12 protein-coding genes are annotated in these 16,111 nt (G+C 74.4%); 10 read left to right on the top strand and 2 right to left on the bottom strand.

The genetic code is table 11. The annotated features are described in order from the left end of the window. Positions 1 to 31 precede the first annotated feature (31 nt). Positions 32 to 1,615, top strand: a complete 1,584-nt coding sequence (locus ACQP6G_RS16710) for a DUF7059 domain-containing protein (RefSeq protein WP_429765918.1) — start codon at positions 32 to 34, stop codon at positions 1,613 to 1,615. Between the two features lie 119 nt (positions 1,616 to 1,734). Continuing rightward, positions 1,735 to 2,265 (top strand): hypothetical protein, encoded by a 531-nt coding sequence (locus ACQP6G_RS16705; protein WP_429765917.1) that lies wholly within the window; start codon positions 1,735 to 1,737, stop codon positions 2,263 to 2,265. A 25-nt stretch (positions 2,266 to 2,290) separates the two neighbouring features. Here ACQP6G_RS16705 and ACQP6G_RS16700 read toward each other — a convergent pair whose 3' ends face one another. Further along, positions 2,291 to 3,715 (bottom strand): TrkH family potassium uptake protein, encoded by a 1,425-nt coding sequence (locus tag ACQP6G_RS16700; protein WP_429765916.1) that lies wholly within the window; start codon positions 3,713 to 3,715, stop codon positions 2,291 to 2,293. Between the two features lie 117 nt (positions 3,716 to 3,832). On the opposite strand from ACQP6G_RS16700, the gene ACQP6G_RS16695 reads away from it, so the two are divergent. Further along, a complete protein-coding gene (locus tag ACQP6G_RS16695; protein WP_429765915.1) occupies positions 3,833 to 4,975 on the top strand; it encodes a S1 family peptidase in 1,143 nt (380 codons plus the stop codon). 15 nt (positions 4,976 to 4,990) lie between these two features. Here ACQP6G_RS16695 and ACQP6G_RS16690 read toward each other — a convergent pair whose 3' ends face one another. Beyond that, entirely contained in the window at positions 4,991 to 5,638 is a 648-nt protein-coding gene (locus tag ACQP6G_RS16690; protein WP_429765913.1) for a TetR family transcriptional regulator, read from the bottom strand. Positions 5,639 to 5,738: 100 nt separating this feature from the next. On the opposite strand from ACQP6G_RS16690, the gene ACQP6G_RS16685 reads away from it, so the two are divergent. The 7 genes from ACQP6G_RS16685 to ACQP6G_RS16655 all read left to right on the top strand — a co-directional run bounded on the left by ACQP6G_RS16685 (position 5,739) and on the right by ACQP6G_RS16655 (position 16,050). Then, on the top strand, positions 5,739 to 8,333 hold the full coding sequence (locus ACQP6G_RS16685; RefSeq protein WP_429765912.1) for a beta-d-glucosidase: 2,595 nt from the start codon (positions 5,739 to 5,741) through the stop codon (positions 8,331 to 8,333). Positions 8,334 to 8,409: 76 nt separating this feature from the next. Continuing rightward, positions 8,410 to 10,089 carry an ABC transporter substrate-binding protein gene (locus ACQP6G_RS16680; protein WP_429765910.1) on the top strand — a complete coding sequence of 560 codons (1,680 nt, stop codon included), beginning with the start codon at positions 8,410 to 8,412 and terminating at the stop codon, positions 10,087 to 10,089. Further along, on the top strand, positions 10,089 to 11,207 hold the full coding sequence (locus ACQP6G_RS16675; RefSeq protein ID WP_429765908.1) for an ABC transporter ATP-binding protein: 1,119 nt from the start codon (positions 10,089 to 10,091) through the stop codon (positions 11,205 to 11,207). The genes ACQP6G_RS16680 and ACQP6G_RS16675 overlap by 1 nt, the downstream gene beginning before the upstream one ends. Further along, positions 11,204 to 12,184 carry an ABC transporter permease gene (locus tag ACQP6G_RS16670; RefSeq protein WP_429765906.1) on the top strand — a complete coding sequence of 327 codons (981 nt, stop codon included), beginning with the start codon at positions 11,204 to 11,206 and terminating at the stop codon, positions 12,182 to 12,184. Before ACQP6G_RS16675 ends, ACQP6G_RS16670 begins: the two co-directional genes overlap by 4 nt. Position 12,185: 1 nt before the next feature. After that, the gene (locus ACQP6G_RS16665) at positions 12,186 to 13,244 is read left to right on the top strand and encodes an ABC transporter permease (RefSeq protein WP_429765904.1); all 1,059 of its coding nucleotides are present in this window, start codon (positions 12,186 to 12,188) and stop codon (positions 13,242 to 13,244) included. Further along, positions 13,241 to 14,278 carry an ABC transporter ATP-binding protein gene (locus ACQP6G_RS16660; protein ID WP_429765902.1) on the top strand — a complete coding sequence of 346 codons (1,038 nt, stop codon included), beginning with the start codon at positions 13,241 to 13,243 and terminating at the stop codon, positions 14,276 to 14,278. The genes ACQP6G_RS16665 and ACQP6G_RS16660 overlap by 4 nt, the downstream gene beginning before the upstream one ends. A gap of 158 nt (positions 14,279 to 14,436) precedes the next feature. Beyond that, positions 14,437 to 16,050, top strand: coding sequence for a hypothetical protein (locus ACQP6G_RS16655; protein WP_429765901.1), 1,614 nt, complete (start codon positions 14,437 to 14,439; stop codon positions 16,048 to 16,050). The last annotated feature ends 61 nt before the right edge of the window (positions 16,051 to 16,111 follow it).

The following is a 16,111-nucleotide window of genomic DNA, read 5'->3' as shown; positions in this document are numbered from 1 at the left end:
CGGCACTGCCTCGACACCTGCCTCGGCGCCTGTGCCCGGCGCGGCGGGGCACGCCGCGCCCCTGGTCGACGCGCTGCGGTCGGGCCTGACGGCGGCGGGCTACACCGTCGACGGCGTGGGCGAGGTGCTGGGCGAGGTCGCGTCCGCGGCGCTGCACCGCGAGCAGACCGTGCCCGCCCGCCGCGCCCTCGCGGACGTCGCCGCCGCGCACGAGCCGCGCGCGGCACTGGCCCGCCTCTTCCTGCTCGGCGACGACGTGCCGCGCGCGGCGCTCGACCGCGCGCTGCCCGGCCTCGGCACCGCCGGCGCCGCGCGCCTCGGCCTGGTGGCCGCCGCCGGCGAGGGTGACGACGACGCCGTACGCGCCGTCGTCGACCTGCGTCCGTACGCCGCCGTCGACGCGGCCGGCGACGCCTCGTGGTGGCTGGCGAGCGACCTCGCCGAGCTGGCCACGGGCGGCCGACTCGCGACCGACCACGTGCTGGGCGCCGGCGGCGCCTCGACGACGCTGGCCCAGGTCACGGCCCGCACGCCCGTGGGTCGCGTGCTCGACCTCGGCACGGGTTGCGGCATCCAGGCGCTGCACGCGGCGCGGCACGCCCGCCACGTCGTGGCGACCGACCTGTCCCGGCGGGCGCTGGGCTTCGCCCGGTTCAACCTCGTGCTCAACACCCCGGCGGAGGGGGTCGATGTCGCGCTGCGGCACGGGTCGATGCTCGACCCGGTGGCGGGGGAGAGCTTCGACCTCGTGGTCTCCAACCCGCCGTTCGTCATCACCCCGCACGCCGGCGCGGCGGGCGCCGCGGTGGCGGAGGCGCTGGGCGACTACGAGTACCGCGACGGCGGCCGCTCGGGCGACGACCTGGTGCGCGACCTGGTGCGCGACGTCGGCGGCGTGCTCGCGCCGGGCGGCGTCGCGCAGCTGCTGGGCAACTGGGAGCACCGCCGCGGCGAGCCGTGGGACGAGCGGGTGGGTGCCTGGCTCGACGCGGCCGGCCTGGACGGCTGGGTGATCCAGCGCGAGGTGCTCGACCCGGCCGAGTACGCGGAGACGTGGATCCGCGACGGTGGCACGACCCCCGAGCGCGAGCCGGGCGCCTGGGCCGCCGCCTACGGCGCGTGGCTCGACGACTTCGCGTCCCGCGACGTCGAGGCCGTCGGCTTCGGCATCGTCACCCTCCGCCGGCCCACGGGCGGCGCGCGCCCCACGCTGCGCCGCCTCGAGGAGCACACCGGGTCCGTGCACCAGCCGCTCGGCGCGCACGTCGCGGCGTCGCTCGCGGCGCACGACTGGCTCGAGGCGCGCGACGACGCCGCGCTGGCCGAGGCCCACCTCGTGGCGGCGGACGACGTCACCGAGGAGCGGTTCCACACGCCCGGGCAGGCCGACCCGAACGTCGTCGTGATCCGGCAGGGCGACGGGCTGGGGCGCGGGGTGCACGCCTCCACCGGCCTCGCGGCCTTCGTCGGGGTGTGCGACGGCGAGCTCGCCGTCGGGCAGATCGTCGGGGCGCTGGCCGCGCTGCTCGACGTCCCCGCCGACGACCTGCGCTCCGAGCTGCTGCCCGCCGTCCGCGGCCTGGTGCGCGACGGCTTCCTCCGTCCTGCCGACTGACCTCCTGCCGGGCCGACCTCCCCGCCTGGGAGCCTGCCGTCCGTGGGCTGTGCCACATGGGGAGCTCTCCCCGTCGTGCCGGGGCGCGTGAGCGACGCCGGTCGGTCACCATGGTCACCATGCGCAACCGACTGACCATGACCCGTGCCGCCGCCGTGGCCGCCGCCGCCCTGCTCTCCCTCGGCCTGGCCGCCTGCAGCGGCTCGGGAGACTCGGGTTCCGGCGAGGGCACGCCCGCCGCCGAGGAGCAGGCGGCCGAGGAGAGCCCGGCCGAGGAGAGCCCCGCCGAGGAGGCCCCGGCCGACGAGGCGGCCGGCGGCGACGTGTGCGGCGCCGTCCAGGCCCTCACCGAGGCGTCCTCGGCGATGGGCGACGTCGACCCCGCCGACCTGCAGCCCACCGTCGACAAGCTGGAGGAGCTCACCACCACGCTCGAGGGCGTGGGCGAGCCGCCCGCGGAGATCGCCGACGACTGGGAGACGCTGACCACGTCGTTCCGCACCGCGACGGACGGCCTGAGCGCCGCGGCCGAGGACCCCACCGACGCCGAGGCGATGACGAAGCTGCAGGACGCCATGTCCGCGATGACCGGCTCGGAGTTCCAGGAGTCCGCTCAGGCCGTCGGCACGTACGCCGGCACCCACTGCTGACGCCCTCCGAGGCCCGGGGCGGTCGTCAGCCGATGACGACGGCCGCCTCCGGGCGCCGGTAGAGGCGCTGGCGGTCGCGCATCGCGAGGCCGGTGCCGAGGGTGATGGGCCCGAGCCGGCCGAGGAACATCAGGGCCACGAGCACCAGCTGGTGCCAGGGCTGCATGTCCGCGGTGATCCCGGTGGACAGGCCGGTGGTGCTGAACGCCGAGATCACCTCGTACAGCACCTGGTCCAGCGTGAACAGGCTGGTGGAGAGCGTGATCGCGAGCGTCGGCACCACCACGGCCGCGACGCCGACCAGCGCGACGGTGAGCGCCTGCCGCTGGGTGCTGGGCGTGAGGCGTCGGTCCCAGAGCGTGGCGTCGGGGTCGCCGCGCAGCTCCGACCAGATCGCGACGGCGAGGACGGCGAACGTCGTCACCTTGATGCCGCCGGCGGTGCCGCCCGACCCCGCGCCGACGAACATGAGCATGTCGGTGAAGAACCAGGTGCCGTTGTTGGCCTGCGACAGGTCCACGGAGTTGAAGCCGGCGGTGCGGGGCATCACCGCCTGCGTGAACGCGGCCAGCACCTTCGCCGGCGGGTCGAGCGGGCCGAAGGTGCCGGGGTTGCGCCACTCGGCCGCGAGGAAGAACAGCGTGCCCACCACCAGCAGCACCGCCGTCATCAGCACGGTGAGCCGCGTGTGCACGCTCCAGCGCGACAGCCGGGCGAGGTCGGTCGGGCCCTCCTCGGTCCGGCGGGTGCGGTGCAGGCGCCACAGCTCGAGCAGCACGGGGAAGCCGAGGCCGCCGATGATGATCGCGGCGCAGATCGGCAGGCACACCCAGGGGTCGGCGACGAACGGCACGAGGTTCTGGCTGTAGATCGAGAAGCCTGCGTTGTTGAACGCGGACACGGCGTGGAAGACGCCCGACCAGACGGCGTGGCCGAGGGGCTCGTCGTAGGCGGCGGCGAACCGCGCCGTCAGCACCGCGGCCACCACCAGCTCCGTCACGACCGTGAACCGCAGCACCCCGAGCAACACGCGTCGCACGTCGCCCATCCCGACGGACCGCGTCGACTCGGTCGCCACCAGCCGGGTGCTGAGCCCCAGGCGACGGGTCAGCAGCAGGCCGAGCAGCGACGCCAGCGTCATGACCCCGAACCCGCCCACCTGGATGAGCAGCAGGATCACGACCTGCCCGAACGGCGTCCAGAACGTCTCGGTGTCGACGACGGCGAGCCCGGTCACGCAGGTTGCGGACGTCGCGGTGAACAGGGCCTCGACGAAGCTCGCGTTCCTCCCCGTGGCGCTGACCGGCAGGCTCAGCAGGGCCGTGCCGGTGGCGATCGTCGCGAGGAAGGCGAGGGTGACCACCTGGGCCGGGCGGCGGCGCAGGCTCGCGGGCGACGTGGGGGAGTTCGCGGGCACCCGGTGCGGGCGCAGCCACGGGATCGGGTGCACAACGGATCAGTGTGCACCCGCGCGGCAGCCTGGGCGCGCCCTGGCCGGGGGCTGGTCGTCCCCGTAGCGTGTGGTGCGCCGGGCAACCGTCCGGTACCTGACGGAAGGAATTCTCCGATGAGACGCACGACCTTCAGGACGATGGCCGCCACGGCCGCCGGGCTCACGCTCGCGGCGACCGCGGCGACGGCCCAGGCCGCCGGTCCGGACCCCGACGACGACGTCGCGGGCGCGGACCGATACCCGGCGGGGCTCCTGCAGGCCATGACGGACGACCTCGGCGTGTCGAGGGAGCGCGCCGTCGAACGGCTCGACTTCCAGGACGACGCCGCGGCCGCGCAGGAGCGGCTGCGGGAGCAGCTCGGTGACGACTTCGCCGGCACCTGGCTCGACCCGGAGCGGGACCGGTTGTACGTCGCCACGACGAGCGGTGCCGCGGACGCCGCGGTGCGGGCGGCGGGCGGCCGGGCCGTCGACGCCCGGTACTCGCTCGACCAGCTCGAGGGCTGGGCCGCAGACCTGGGCGACGACGCCGCCGCGGCCGCCGGCGTGACCGGCTGGCACGTGGACGTGCGGGACAACACGCTCGTGGTCGAGACGCTGGCGGGCTCGGACGCCCGGGCCGGCGTCGACGACGCGCTGGCCGCCGCGGGCGTGCCGAGCGGCGCCGTCACGGTGAGCACGACGACCGAACGGCCGCGCGTGCTGGACGACGTCGTCGGCGGCAACGCGTACTACATCGACGGGGCGTCGCGCTGCTCGGTGGGCTTCGCCGTCACCGACGGCTTCGTCACCGCGGGGCACTGCGGCTCCGCGGGCGACCCGACGTCGCAGCCGGAGGGGACGTTCGCCGGGTCGAGCTTCCCCGGCGACGACTACGGGTACGTCCAGGTGGGGCCCGGCAGCACGCCCGTCGGTGCCGTGAACGACTGGGCCGGCGGCCAGGTCGCCGTCGCGGGTGCCGAGCCGGCGCCGGTGGGGGCCCAGGTGTGCCGCTCGGGATCCACGTCGGGCTGGCACTGCGGCACGGTCGAGGCGCTCGACGTCTCGGTCTCCTACGCCGAGGGCACGGTCGACGGGCTCATCCGCACCGACGTGTGCGCGGAGCCGGGCGACTCCGGCGGCTCGCTGCTGGCGGGCGACCAGGCGCAGGGCGTGACGTCGGGCGGCTCCGGCGACTGCACGTCCGGCGGCACGACGTTCTTCCAGCCCGTGGGCGAGATCCTCGACGCCTACGACCTCACCCTGGTGACCGGCTGACCGCCGCGGGGTTCTCTATCCCGCGGGGACGACGCGCGGGGCGGCCGGCCCGGCGAGGACGGCGGCGAGGATCGCCTCGATCGCGAACGCCGTCTCCTGCGCGAGGTCGACGGCGTCCGGGTCCAGGAGCCACTGCACCTGCAGGCCGTCCATGACGCCGATGACGGCGCTCGCGGCGCTGCGGGCCCGGGCCTCCTCGAGCGCCACGCCGCGCTCCTGCGCCACCTGCAGGAGGGCCGTGGCGATCTCGCCGCGCAGCACCGTGAAGCGCTCCGTGACCCACGCGGCCGCCGGGTGCCCGTCGGTGACGGACTCGCCGGTGAGCACCGAGTAGGCCTGCACGATGCCGCGCCGGTCGGCGTTGATCCGCGCGGTGGTCATCAGGTGCCGGAACAGGTCGAGCCCGCCGGGGATGTGCTGCCCCTCGAGGTGCTCGACGTCCACCCGGTCGCGGTACTCCAGCACCGCCCACAGGAGCTTGTCCTTGCTGCCGAAGTGGTGCAGCACGCCCGCGTGGGTGATGCCCACCTGCTCCGCGACGTCGACGAGCGACCCCGCGTGGTAGCCCTTCGAGCCGAACACGCGCGTCGCCGCCGCGAGGATCTCCTCGCGCCGCTCCGCCTTCGAGGGGCGGGTCCGTCGCGGGGTGCTGCCGTCTGCCATGGCGTCACCATACTGTGACCTTGCGCTACTTACTTACCTGTCAGTAACTGTGCTTCACTGGGCGCAGTCGACGCCGACCAGGACGAGGGAGTACCGCCGCGTGTCATCGCAGACCGCTGTCACCAGTACCGACGCCAGTACCGACGCCAGTACCGACGCCAGCGCCGACGCCAGCGCCGACGGGCAGATCGACGCGCTCGTCGCGCTCCTCGGCGTCGACGAGAAGGCCGCCCTCGTCGTCGGCGCGTCCATGTGGGCGACCCGCGCCGTCGAGCGGATCGGGCTCGAGCCCGTCGTCATGTCCGACGGTCCCGTGGGGGTGCGCGACCCGTACGGCCGCGGCACCTCCGCGATGCTGCCCGCGCCGTCGGCGCTCGCGGCCACGTGGGACGTCCGCCTCGCGCGCCGGGCGGGGGAGCTGTTCGCGGCCGAGGCCCGCCGGCACGGGGTCGACATGGTCCTGGCGCCGCAGGTCAACCTGCAGCGCACGCCCGTCGGCGGTCGGCACTTCGAGTGCTACTCCGAGGACCCGCACCTCACGGCCGAGGTCGCCGTCGCGCTCGTCGGCGCGGCGCAGGACCGGGGCGTCGGGATGTGCGTGAAGCACTACGTGGCCAACGACTCCGAGACCGACCGCACCCGCTACCTCGCCCGCGTCGACGAGCGGACGCTGCGCGAGGTGTACCTGGCGCCGTTCGAGCGGCTCGTCGCCGCCGGTGCGTGGAGCGTCATGGGCGCGTACAGCGGGGTCGACGACGGCAGCACCGCCGCGCCCGCCCTCGAGCACCGCCCCCTGCTCACCGGCGTGCTCAAGGACGAGTGGGGTTTCGACGGTCTGGTCGTGAGCGACTGGGTGGCCACGCAGTCGGTGGCCGCGGCCGCGCGCGGCGGGCTCGACCTGCAGATGCCCGGCCCGGACGGGCCGTGGGGGGACGGCCTGCTCGACGCCGTCCGGTCCGGCGAGGTGACGGTCGCCGAGCTCGACGACAAGGTGCGCCGGTTGCTGCGTCTCGCGCACCGCGTCGGGCGGCTCCCGCTGCCGGGCGGCGGCGGCGCCGTCCCGGCGGCCGCGGCCGAGGACCCGGCGCCGCTGCTGCGCGAGCTCGTCGCCCGCTCCGTCGTCGTGCTCAAGGACGACGACGGCATGGTGCCGTTGGTCGACGCGGACGACGGCGCCGTCCCGCTGCGCGTCGCCCTGCTCGGCGCGCACGCGATGGAGCCGTTCTTCCAGGGCGGGGGCTCGTCGTTCGTGGTGCCCGACCGCCTCACCTACCCCGCGGACGCGCTGCGCGACGCGCTCCCGGCGCGAGCGGTCGTGGACGTGGTCGCAGGGTCGCGCGTGCTGCGCAACCCGCCGGCCGTCGACCTCGCCCGCTGCACCGACCCCGTGACCGGCGCGCCCGGCGTGCGGCTGGAGTGGCTCGGGGCCGACGGCACCGTGCGCCGCGCCGAGACCCGGACCGCCTGGGACGGCTGGTGCGCCGACGTCGGCCCCGACGACGCCACCCTGCGGCTCACCGCCCACGTGCGCACCGACGAGCCGGGCACCCACGAGCTGGGGGTCGGCACGGTGGGCGTGCACCGGGTCACGGTGGACGGCCGGACGGCGTCCGCGGGGGACGTCGTCGTCGACGAGGACGTCATCCTCGCCTCGGGCCACAACCACCCCCTCGCCGCGACGCTGGCCGTCGAGGGCGGCGCCGGCGGCGCCCTGCTGGAGGCGGAGCTTCAGGTGGTGCACCCCGTCGGCTACGACCGGTTCGTGCGCGGTGCGCTGGTGCACCGTCTGCCCGGCCCGTCGGCCGAGGACGAGCTGGCGGCCGCGGCCGCCGCGGCCCGGGAGGCGGACGTCGCCGTCGTCGTCGTGGGCACCACGCCCGAGGTCGAGTCCGAGGGCTACGACCGTGCCGACCTGGCGCTGCCCGGCAACCAGGACGAGCTGGTGCGGCGCGTGCTGGCCGCCAACCCGCGCACGGTGGTCGTCGTCAACGCGGGCGCGCCCGTGCTGCTGCCCTGGTACGACGAGGCCCCCGCGGTGCTGTGGGCCTGGCTTCCCGGCCAGGAGGCGGGCACCGGGCTCGCGGACGTGCTCACCGGCGTCACCGAGCCGTCCGGCCGCCTGCCGTGGACGCTGCCCGCGCGCGCCGAGGACGTCCCGGTGCCGCACGCGATCCCCGTCGCCGGCGTCGTCGAGTACGCCGAGCGGCTCGACGTCGGCTACCGGGCCTGGGAGCGGCGGCTCGGTGCCGGCACGGGCCCCGGTGGCCCGGCGCCCGCCGCCCCCTTCGGCCACGGCCTCGGCTGGACGACGTGGGACTACGAGGCCGCGGGCCTCGCCGCCCCCGGGCTCGCCCCGGGCGACGCGGACGTCGTCGTGCGCGTGACGGTGCGCAACAGCGGCGCGCGGCCCGGGCGCGAGGTCGTGCAGGTCTACGTGACCCCGCCGCCCGGCACGGCGGACACCGATCCCGCACGGCCCGTGCGCTGGCTCGGCGGCTTCGCCGTCGTCGACGCCGCGCCGGGGGAGCGCGCCACCGCCGAGGTGCGCGTGCCGCGCCGCGCCCTCCAGACGTGGGACACCGCCGCCGGCGGCTGGACCACCCCGCCCGGCACCTACCGGCTCACCGCGGGCCGGTCGGTGCGCGACCCGCGGCTCGACGTCGACCTCGTCGTCGCGCCCGACACCCAGTCCTGACCATCCAGCACCGATCACCCGATCACCCACCCAGCGCCCCGCCATCGGCGGCGGGGCTCGTGCAAGGAGGCACACCGTGAGAATCCGCAAGCTCAGCACGGCGGTCGCGAGCGCCGCGGTCGTGGCCATGCTGGCCGCGGCGTGTGGCGGCGGCACCGGCGGGAACAGCCCGTCCGCCTCTTCCGGCGGCGTCGGCACCGAGACCCTGACCGTCGGCATGCCCAACGGTGTGCAGACGGAGAACCAGTCGCCGTTCGCGACCGGCTCGTCCGCGCTCTCGCTCGGCTACGCGTTCGTCATCTACGAGCCGCTCATGATGCGCAACCAGGCGAAGCCGTCCGAGGACCCGCAGCCCTGGCTGGCCGAGAAGATCGAGTGGAACGAGGACTACACGCAGGCAGTGATCACGCCGAGGTCGGGCGTGACCTGGTCGGACGGCGAGGACTTCACCGCCGACGACGTCGCGTTCTCGATCCAGCTGCGCATCGACCACGAGGGCCTCAACGCGGCCGCGCTGCCGTACGACAAGGTCGAGTCCGACGGGACGACGGCGACGGTGTCGTTCACGGCCCCGCAGTACGTCAACCAGTCCAAGCTCTACGACCTGCTCATGGTCCCGGAGCACCTGTGGAAGGACGTCGAGGACCCGACGACCTTCACGAACACCGAGCCGGTCGGGACCGGCCCGTACACGCTCGAGTCGTGGACGCCGCAGGCCGCGACCGTCACGGCGCGCGACGACTACTGGGGCGGCCAGCCCAAGGTCCCCGAGATCCGGTACTCGTCGTACAACGACAACAACGCGCTCACCACGGCCCTCACCACCGGCGAGGCGCAGTGGGGCTGGACGTTCATCGCCGACTACGAGAACGTCTACATCGCGCAGGACCCGGAGCACTACCACCAGTACGCGGCGGCGGGCCTCGGCATCGACGCGCTCTTCCTCAACAACGAGAAGAAGCCGTTCGACGACGTCGCCTTCCGCCGGGCGCTCAACATGGTGATCGACCGGCAGGAGCTGGTGGACGTCGCCACCTCCGGCGTCAACCCCCCGCTGACCAACGCCACCGGCCTGCCGCTGCCCGCCGGCGAGCCGTACCTCTCCGACGCCTACGCGGACGCCGACCTCGCCGTCGACGTGGAGGGGGCCAAGGCGCTGCTGACCGACGCCGGCTACACCTGGGAGGGCGAGAAGCTCGTCGACCCGGACGGCGAGAAGGTCACCTTCGAGCTCACCGACCCTGCCGGCTGGAACGACTACCTCACCGCGCTCGACCTCATCAAGAACGCGGCCGCGACGCTCGGCGTGGACGCCACGGTCAACCCGGTGAACCAGGACGGCTGGTTCGCCGACGTCGTCCCGCCGGGCGACTTCCAGGCCACGCTGCACTGGACCGACGGCGGCGCCACCCCCTGGGACATGTACTCCGACCAGTTCGACGGCGCGCAGTACAAGAAGCGCGGCGAGCCGGCCACGTGGAACTTCGGCCGCTTCCAGGACGACGCCGCGACGAAGGCGTTCGCCGACTACGCGGCCGCGACCGACGACGCCGCGCGCGAGGCCGCGATGGACACCATCCAGCAGGTCTACGTGGAGCAGGTGCCGGCCATCCCGATCTGGTCGCGACCCGCCACCGCGCAGTACTCCTCGCTGAACTACGTCGGCTGGCCGTCGGAGGACGACCCGTACAACCAGCCGCAGCCCACCGGGGTCCAGGCGGCCCAGATCGTCATGCACCTGGAGCCCGCGTCCTGATGTCCCTCCACACCACCACCCCCGGGGCGCCGGCCGGCGCCCCGGGGGGCACCCCCCGCACCGACCCCGGCGCGCCCGTGCTCGAGGCCGTCGGGCTCACCAAGCACTACCCGGTCAAGGGCGGCGGCCGAGGCTCCGGGCGCGGCGCCGTCGTGCACGCCGTCGACGGCGTGGACCTCGCGCTGCACGCCGGTCGCGTCGTGGCCCTCGTCGGCGAGTCCGGCTCCGGGAAGTCGACCGTGGCGCGGCTGCTCGCCCAGCTCCAGCCCGCCACCGCCGGACGGCTGCTGCTCGGCGGTACCGACGCGCGGGCGCGCGGACGGCGCGCCTTCCGCCGCTACGTCAACCGCGTCCAGATGATCTTCCAGGACCCTTTCGCGTCCCTGAACCCGGTGCATCCCGTGCGGTACACGCTCACCCGGGCGCTACGCATCCACCGCGGCCGCCTGCGCGGGGACGAGCTGGAGCGGGCGCTCGCCGAGCTGCTCGAGCGCGTGCACCTCACGCCCGCCGAGCGGTACGTCGACAAGTACCCGCACGAGCTGTCCGGCGGGCAGCGCCAGCGCATCGCCATCGCGCGGGCGCTCGCCGCCGACCCGGAGGTGCTGCTGGCCGACGAACCGATCTCGATGCTCGACGTGTCCATCCGGCTCGGGATCCTCAACCTGCTCGCGGACCTCCGCGACCGGCTGCACCTGGCCATCCTCTACATCACGCACGACATCGCCTCCGCGCGGTACTTCGCCGACACCACCCTCGTGATGTACGCGGGGCGGGTCGTGGAGTCGGGGGACAGCGAGTCGGTCACCCAGGACCCGAAGCACCCGTACACGCGGCTGCTCCTGGCGTCGGCCCCCGACCCCGAGGACATCGCCGAGCGGCCCGCGGGCGCCCCGCGCGGCGAGCCGCCCAGCCTGGTGCGGCCCCCCTCGGGCTGCCGCTTCCACCCGCGCTGCCGGTTCGCCACCGACCTGTGCGCTGCCGAGGCGCCGCCCCTGCTCGACGTCGGGCACGGGGCGGGCGGCGAGCCGCGGCAGGCCGCCTGCTGGGGCTACGCCGACCGCGCCGACGCCCCGGCCGTGCCGCGGACCGCCATGCCGACGGGAGGGGACGCATGAGGTTCGTCCTGCGCCGCGCGGCCTTCTACCTGTTCACCGCCTGGGCCGCGATCACCATCAACTTCTTCGTGCCGCGCCTGCTGCCGGGCGACCCGGTGACCGCCCTCATGGGGCGCATGCAGGGCCGGATCGACTCGAACGCCGAGGAGTCGCTGCGCGTCCTGTTCGGGCTCGACCAGGACATGTCCCTGTGGGACCAGTACGTGCACTACTGGCAGATGCTGCTGCACGGCGACCTCGGGCTGAGCTTCACCCACTTCCCGACACCGGTGGCCGACATCGTCACGCAGGCCCTGCCGTGGACGGTCGGGCTCGTGGGCATCGCCACGGTCATCGCGTTCCTGCTCGGGACGGCCGTGGGCACCGGCATCGGCTGGCGGCGCGGCACCTGGGCCGACTCGCTGCTGCCGATCACGACGTTCTTCTCCGCCGTGCCGTACTTCTGGCTCGGTCTCATCGCCATCGCGGTGTTCGCCGTGAACCTCGGCTGGTTCCCGTCGAACGGCAGCTACGACCGCGGCATGGTGCCGTCGCTGAGCTGGGAGTTCGTCGGCTCGGTGATCTACTACGGCACGCTGCCGGCGCTGACCATCGTCGTGTCGTCGATCTCCGGCTGGATCCTCGGGATGCGCAACATGATGGTCACCGTCTCCAGCGAGGACTACGTCACCGTGGCCCACGCCAAGGGGCTGCCCGCGCGGGCGGTCGTCGTGGGGTACGCGGCGCGCAACGCGATCCTGCCGCAGGTCTCCAGCTTCGCCCTGGCCCTCGGCTTCGTCGTCGGCGGCACGCTCGTCATGGAGATGGTCTTCAGCTACCAGGGCATCGGCTACACGCTCTACCAGGCGGTCTCCACCCACGACTACCCGCTGATGCAGGGCTGCTTCCTCGTCATCACGCTGTCCGTGCTGGTCGCCAACCTCGTGGCCGACCTGGCGTACGCGGCGCTCGACCCCCGCACCCGGCAGGAGGGCTGACATGGCCACATCGACCACCGCGATCGAGGTCGCGGCACCCACGGAGCCCGACGATGTCGCGCAGGGCGTCGCGCGCCCCGGCCGGCGCCCGCGGCTGCTGTTCCTGCGCAACTCCAAGGCGCTCGTCGGCATCGTGATCCTCGTCTTCTTCGGGATCCTTGCCGTCGTCGGGCCGTGGATCGCGCCCTACGACCCGGACCAGGTGAGCACAGCGCTGCTGCAGCCGCCGTCCGGCGCGCACTGGCTCGGCACCGACCACACCGGGCGCGACATCCTGTCCCAGATCATCGTCGGCACGCGCGGCGTGCTCGTCGTCGGGCTGGTCGCCGGGCTCGGGGCCACCGCGCTCGGCGTGATCGTCGGCGTGACGGCCGGGTTCGTCGGCGGCCTCGGCGACGAAGGGCTCTCGGCGCTGTCGAACGTGTTCCTCGTCATCCCGCAGCTGCCGCTGATCATCATCATCGCGGCGCAGCTGCCCAGCGCCGGGGGCATCACGGTGGCGCTCGTCATCGGCGTCACCGGGTGGGCCTGGGGCGCGCGCGTGCTGCGCGCCCAGACCCTGTCGCTGCGCAAGCGGGACTTCGTCGAGGCCGCGCGGGCCACGGGCGAGCGCACGTGGCGCATCGTGCTGGCCGAGGTGCTGCCCAACCTCACGGCGATCATCGCGGCGGGCTTCGTCGGCACCGTGACGTTCGCCGTCCTGAGCCAGGTGACCCTCGCGTTCATCGGCATCACGCCGGTGAGCGAGTGGAACTGGGGCACCATCCTGTTCTGGGCCCAGAACAACCTTGCGCTGCAGCGCGGCGCGTGGTGGTGGTTCGTCCCCGCCGGCCTGTGCATCGCCCTGCTCGGCATGGCGCTCACGCTGATCAACTTCGGCATCGACGAGCTGGTCAACCCGCGCCTGCGCAGCACCGGCATGCACGCCCGCACCCTGCGCCGCCGCGGCATCCGCCCGCGCGTCGGCTTCACCCCGGTGGTGAGGCCGACGGGGCCCGGGGTGCGCGACGTCGGGCGCCCCGCCCTGCACCACGCACCGCACACCGAGGAGGAACGATGAGCGAGCCCGTGCTGGAGATCCGCGACCTGCACGTGGACTACGGCTTCGGCGACGACCCGACGCACGTGCTGCGCGGCGTCGACCTCACGCTGCACCGCGGCGAGGTGCTGGGGCTGGCGGGGGAGTCGGGCTGCGGCAAGTCGACCCTCGCGTACGCCGCGACCCGGCTGCTGCCGCCGCCCGGCCTCATCACCGGCGGGGAGGTGTGGCTCACCGACCGCGACGGCCGGCGCAGCGACGTCCTCGGCCTCACCGACGCGCAGCTGCGCGCCGCCCGCTGGCGCGACGTCGCCATCGTGTTCCAGGGCGCGATGAGCTCCCTCAACCCGGTCTTCCGGATCGGGCGGCAGCTCACCGACGGCATCCGGGCACACCGGCCCGGGCTGTCGCCCCGGGACCTCGAGGCGCGGGCCGCGGAGCTGCTCGAGATGGTCGGCATCTCCGCCGACCGCCTCCGCGCGTACCCGCACCAGCTGTCCGGCGGCATGCGGCAGCGCGTGATGATCGCGATGGCGCTCGCCCTGGAGCCGCAGGTGCTGCTCATGGACGAGCCGACGACGGCGCTCGACGTCGTCATGCAGCGGCAGATCCTCGAGCAGATCATGGAGCTGCGCGACCGGCTCGGGTTCTCCGTCGTGCTCATCACCCACGACGTCTCCCTGCTGGTCGAGGTCGCCGACCGCATCGCGATCATGTACGCGGGGGAGATCGTGGAGGAGGCCACCGCGCAGGAGGTCTACCGCAGGCCCCGGCACCCCTACTCGTCGGGGCTGCTCGGGTCGTTCCCGCCGTTGCACGGCCCCCGGCGCGAGCTGTCCGGCATCCCCGGCGCCCCGCCCGACCTGCAGCGGCTCGGCGCCGGCTGCCCCTTCGCGCCGCGCTGCCCGCACGCGATGGACGTGTGCCGGCAGGTGCGCCCCGTGCTGGGGCCGCCGAGCACGGGCGAGGACCGGCGCGTCGCGTGCCACCTGCACGACGCCGACCTGGTGGGCGCGGGCGCGTCGTCCGGCCTGCCGCCGGAGCTCGCCCGCTGAACCCTCCGTCGCCGCCCGCGGCGGCCTGCGCCCGCCGACGAGATACCCCAGGGGCGTATGAAGTTCGGCAAACTGGGCAAAAGGTGCCCTTGGAGGGCTAGATCGGCGCCTGACCTGCCGCTATGTTCCACGCAGTCTCGACGGAGGGTGGTGTGCGCGTGGGCGCAGGAGTGCGGCGGAGGCTGGGGGCGATCGGCGCGATGCTGACGCTCGCCCTGATGTCGACCGGGCTGGCGGTGCCGACGGCCGTGGCCGACGTCGAGCAGGACAGCACGGTCGTCGCGCCCGTCCACGAGCGGTGGTGGCGGGGGCAGGACATCACCCTCGAGGTCAGCGTGACCCGGGACGGGGCACCCGGCGTCGGGCAGGTCTCCTGGCTGGCGGCCGGCTCGGGTGCACGCGCACCGCTGACGGACGGCCGGGCCACGATCGTGATCTCGAGTGCCGACCTCAGACCCGGCCCTCTCCGCGTCGTCGCGGGGCATGTCGACACGTCCGCGGGCGTCGACCCGGAGACCGGGCAGTACCCCGTCCGCTCGACCGGCTCGGTCGTGGTCGAGGTCGTCGAGCCCACGAGCCCCGTGCTGAGCGCGACGGAGTGGTACTACGGCGACGCGCACGCGCTCCGCTTCGACCTCACCGGCACGGACGAGCCGAGGGAGGGCGCGGTGACGGTCGACCTCGGCGGCGGCGTGGAGCGGTCGGCGCCGCTGGTCGACGGTGTCGCCGCGTTCGCCCTCGACGGCACGGAGGTGCCCGGCTGGCGGACCCTCCGGTTCCAGCACACGACCGCCGCGGGGGACCCCGTGTCGAGCTGGGGTGCCCGGGTGCACGCCACGAGCAAGCCGGTCACGGTGAAGGCCACGGTGCCGTCCTCGGTCCGCTACGGCTCCGACGTCGTCGTGCCGGTGCGGGTCACGTCCACGCTCGGGACGCCCGGTGGGCGCGTGTCCGTCACGCGCAGCAGCGACGGGAAATCGCTGGCCTCCGCCGCCGTGGTGGGCGGGAAGGCGACGCTGCGGTTCCCGGCGAGCCGGCTCGCGTTCGGCGACTCGTTCCTGGCGGTCGAGTTCGACGGCGCCCCGGAGTACGAGGAGCGCGTCGACCGGTGGCACGCGCTCGACGTCCGCCCGCGCGCCACGTCCGTCGCGGTGTCGACCGGGAAGACGTGGACCTACGGCAAGGGGCGTCGGATCGCCGTGACGGTCTCGTCGCCCGGCGCCACGCCGACGGGCCGGGTCGAGCTGTGGTCGTACGGCAAGAAGCTGCGCACCGGCACGCTCGCCAAGGGGAAGGCGTCCCTGTACGTCCCCGCCACCCGGGTGGAACCGCACGGCGGCGACAGGCAGTCCATGGTGGTCAAGTACGTCGGGCCGTCCACCTTCGAGCGGTCGCAGCGGTCCTGGAGCCAGAAGGTCGCCGAGGCGCGGCCGAAGGTCACCTTCCGCATGGACCGTCGATCCTTCCCCGCCGACTGGTCGGACCGGCGGTCGGTCCGCGCGACCGTCACGGTCACGACGGCGGGCCTCCCGGAGCGGGGCCGGCTGTGCCTCTGGACGCGCGACCCGCAGTCGCGCCACTCCAGGTGGGCCGGCTGTTGGACCAACTGGTCGTGGAAGGTCGACGACGGGCGGCGGACCATCCGGGTGCCCGGGGTGCTGCTGGCGGGCTCGCCCGGGAAGTCCTTCATCAAGGTCGAGTACATCCCCAAGGACCCCAACGTCCGCCAGGTCTTCTCCAACACGGTCACCCTGCGGCACACCGCCCCGTAGCGCTGAGAGGTCCCCACCCCGCGCATACGTTTCCGACACACCGGAGTCGGTAGCGTGGTCC

Origin of the sequence: Isoptericola nanjingensis (assembly GCF_050311635.1) — a bacterium.
In the GTDB taxonomy this organism is placed as follows: Bacteria; Actinomycetota; Actinomycetes; order Actinomycetales; family Cellulomonadaceae; genus Isoptericola; species Isoptericola nanjingensis.
This window is presented reverse-complemented; position numbering and strand designations above follow the sequence as displayed.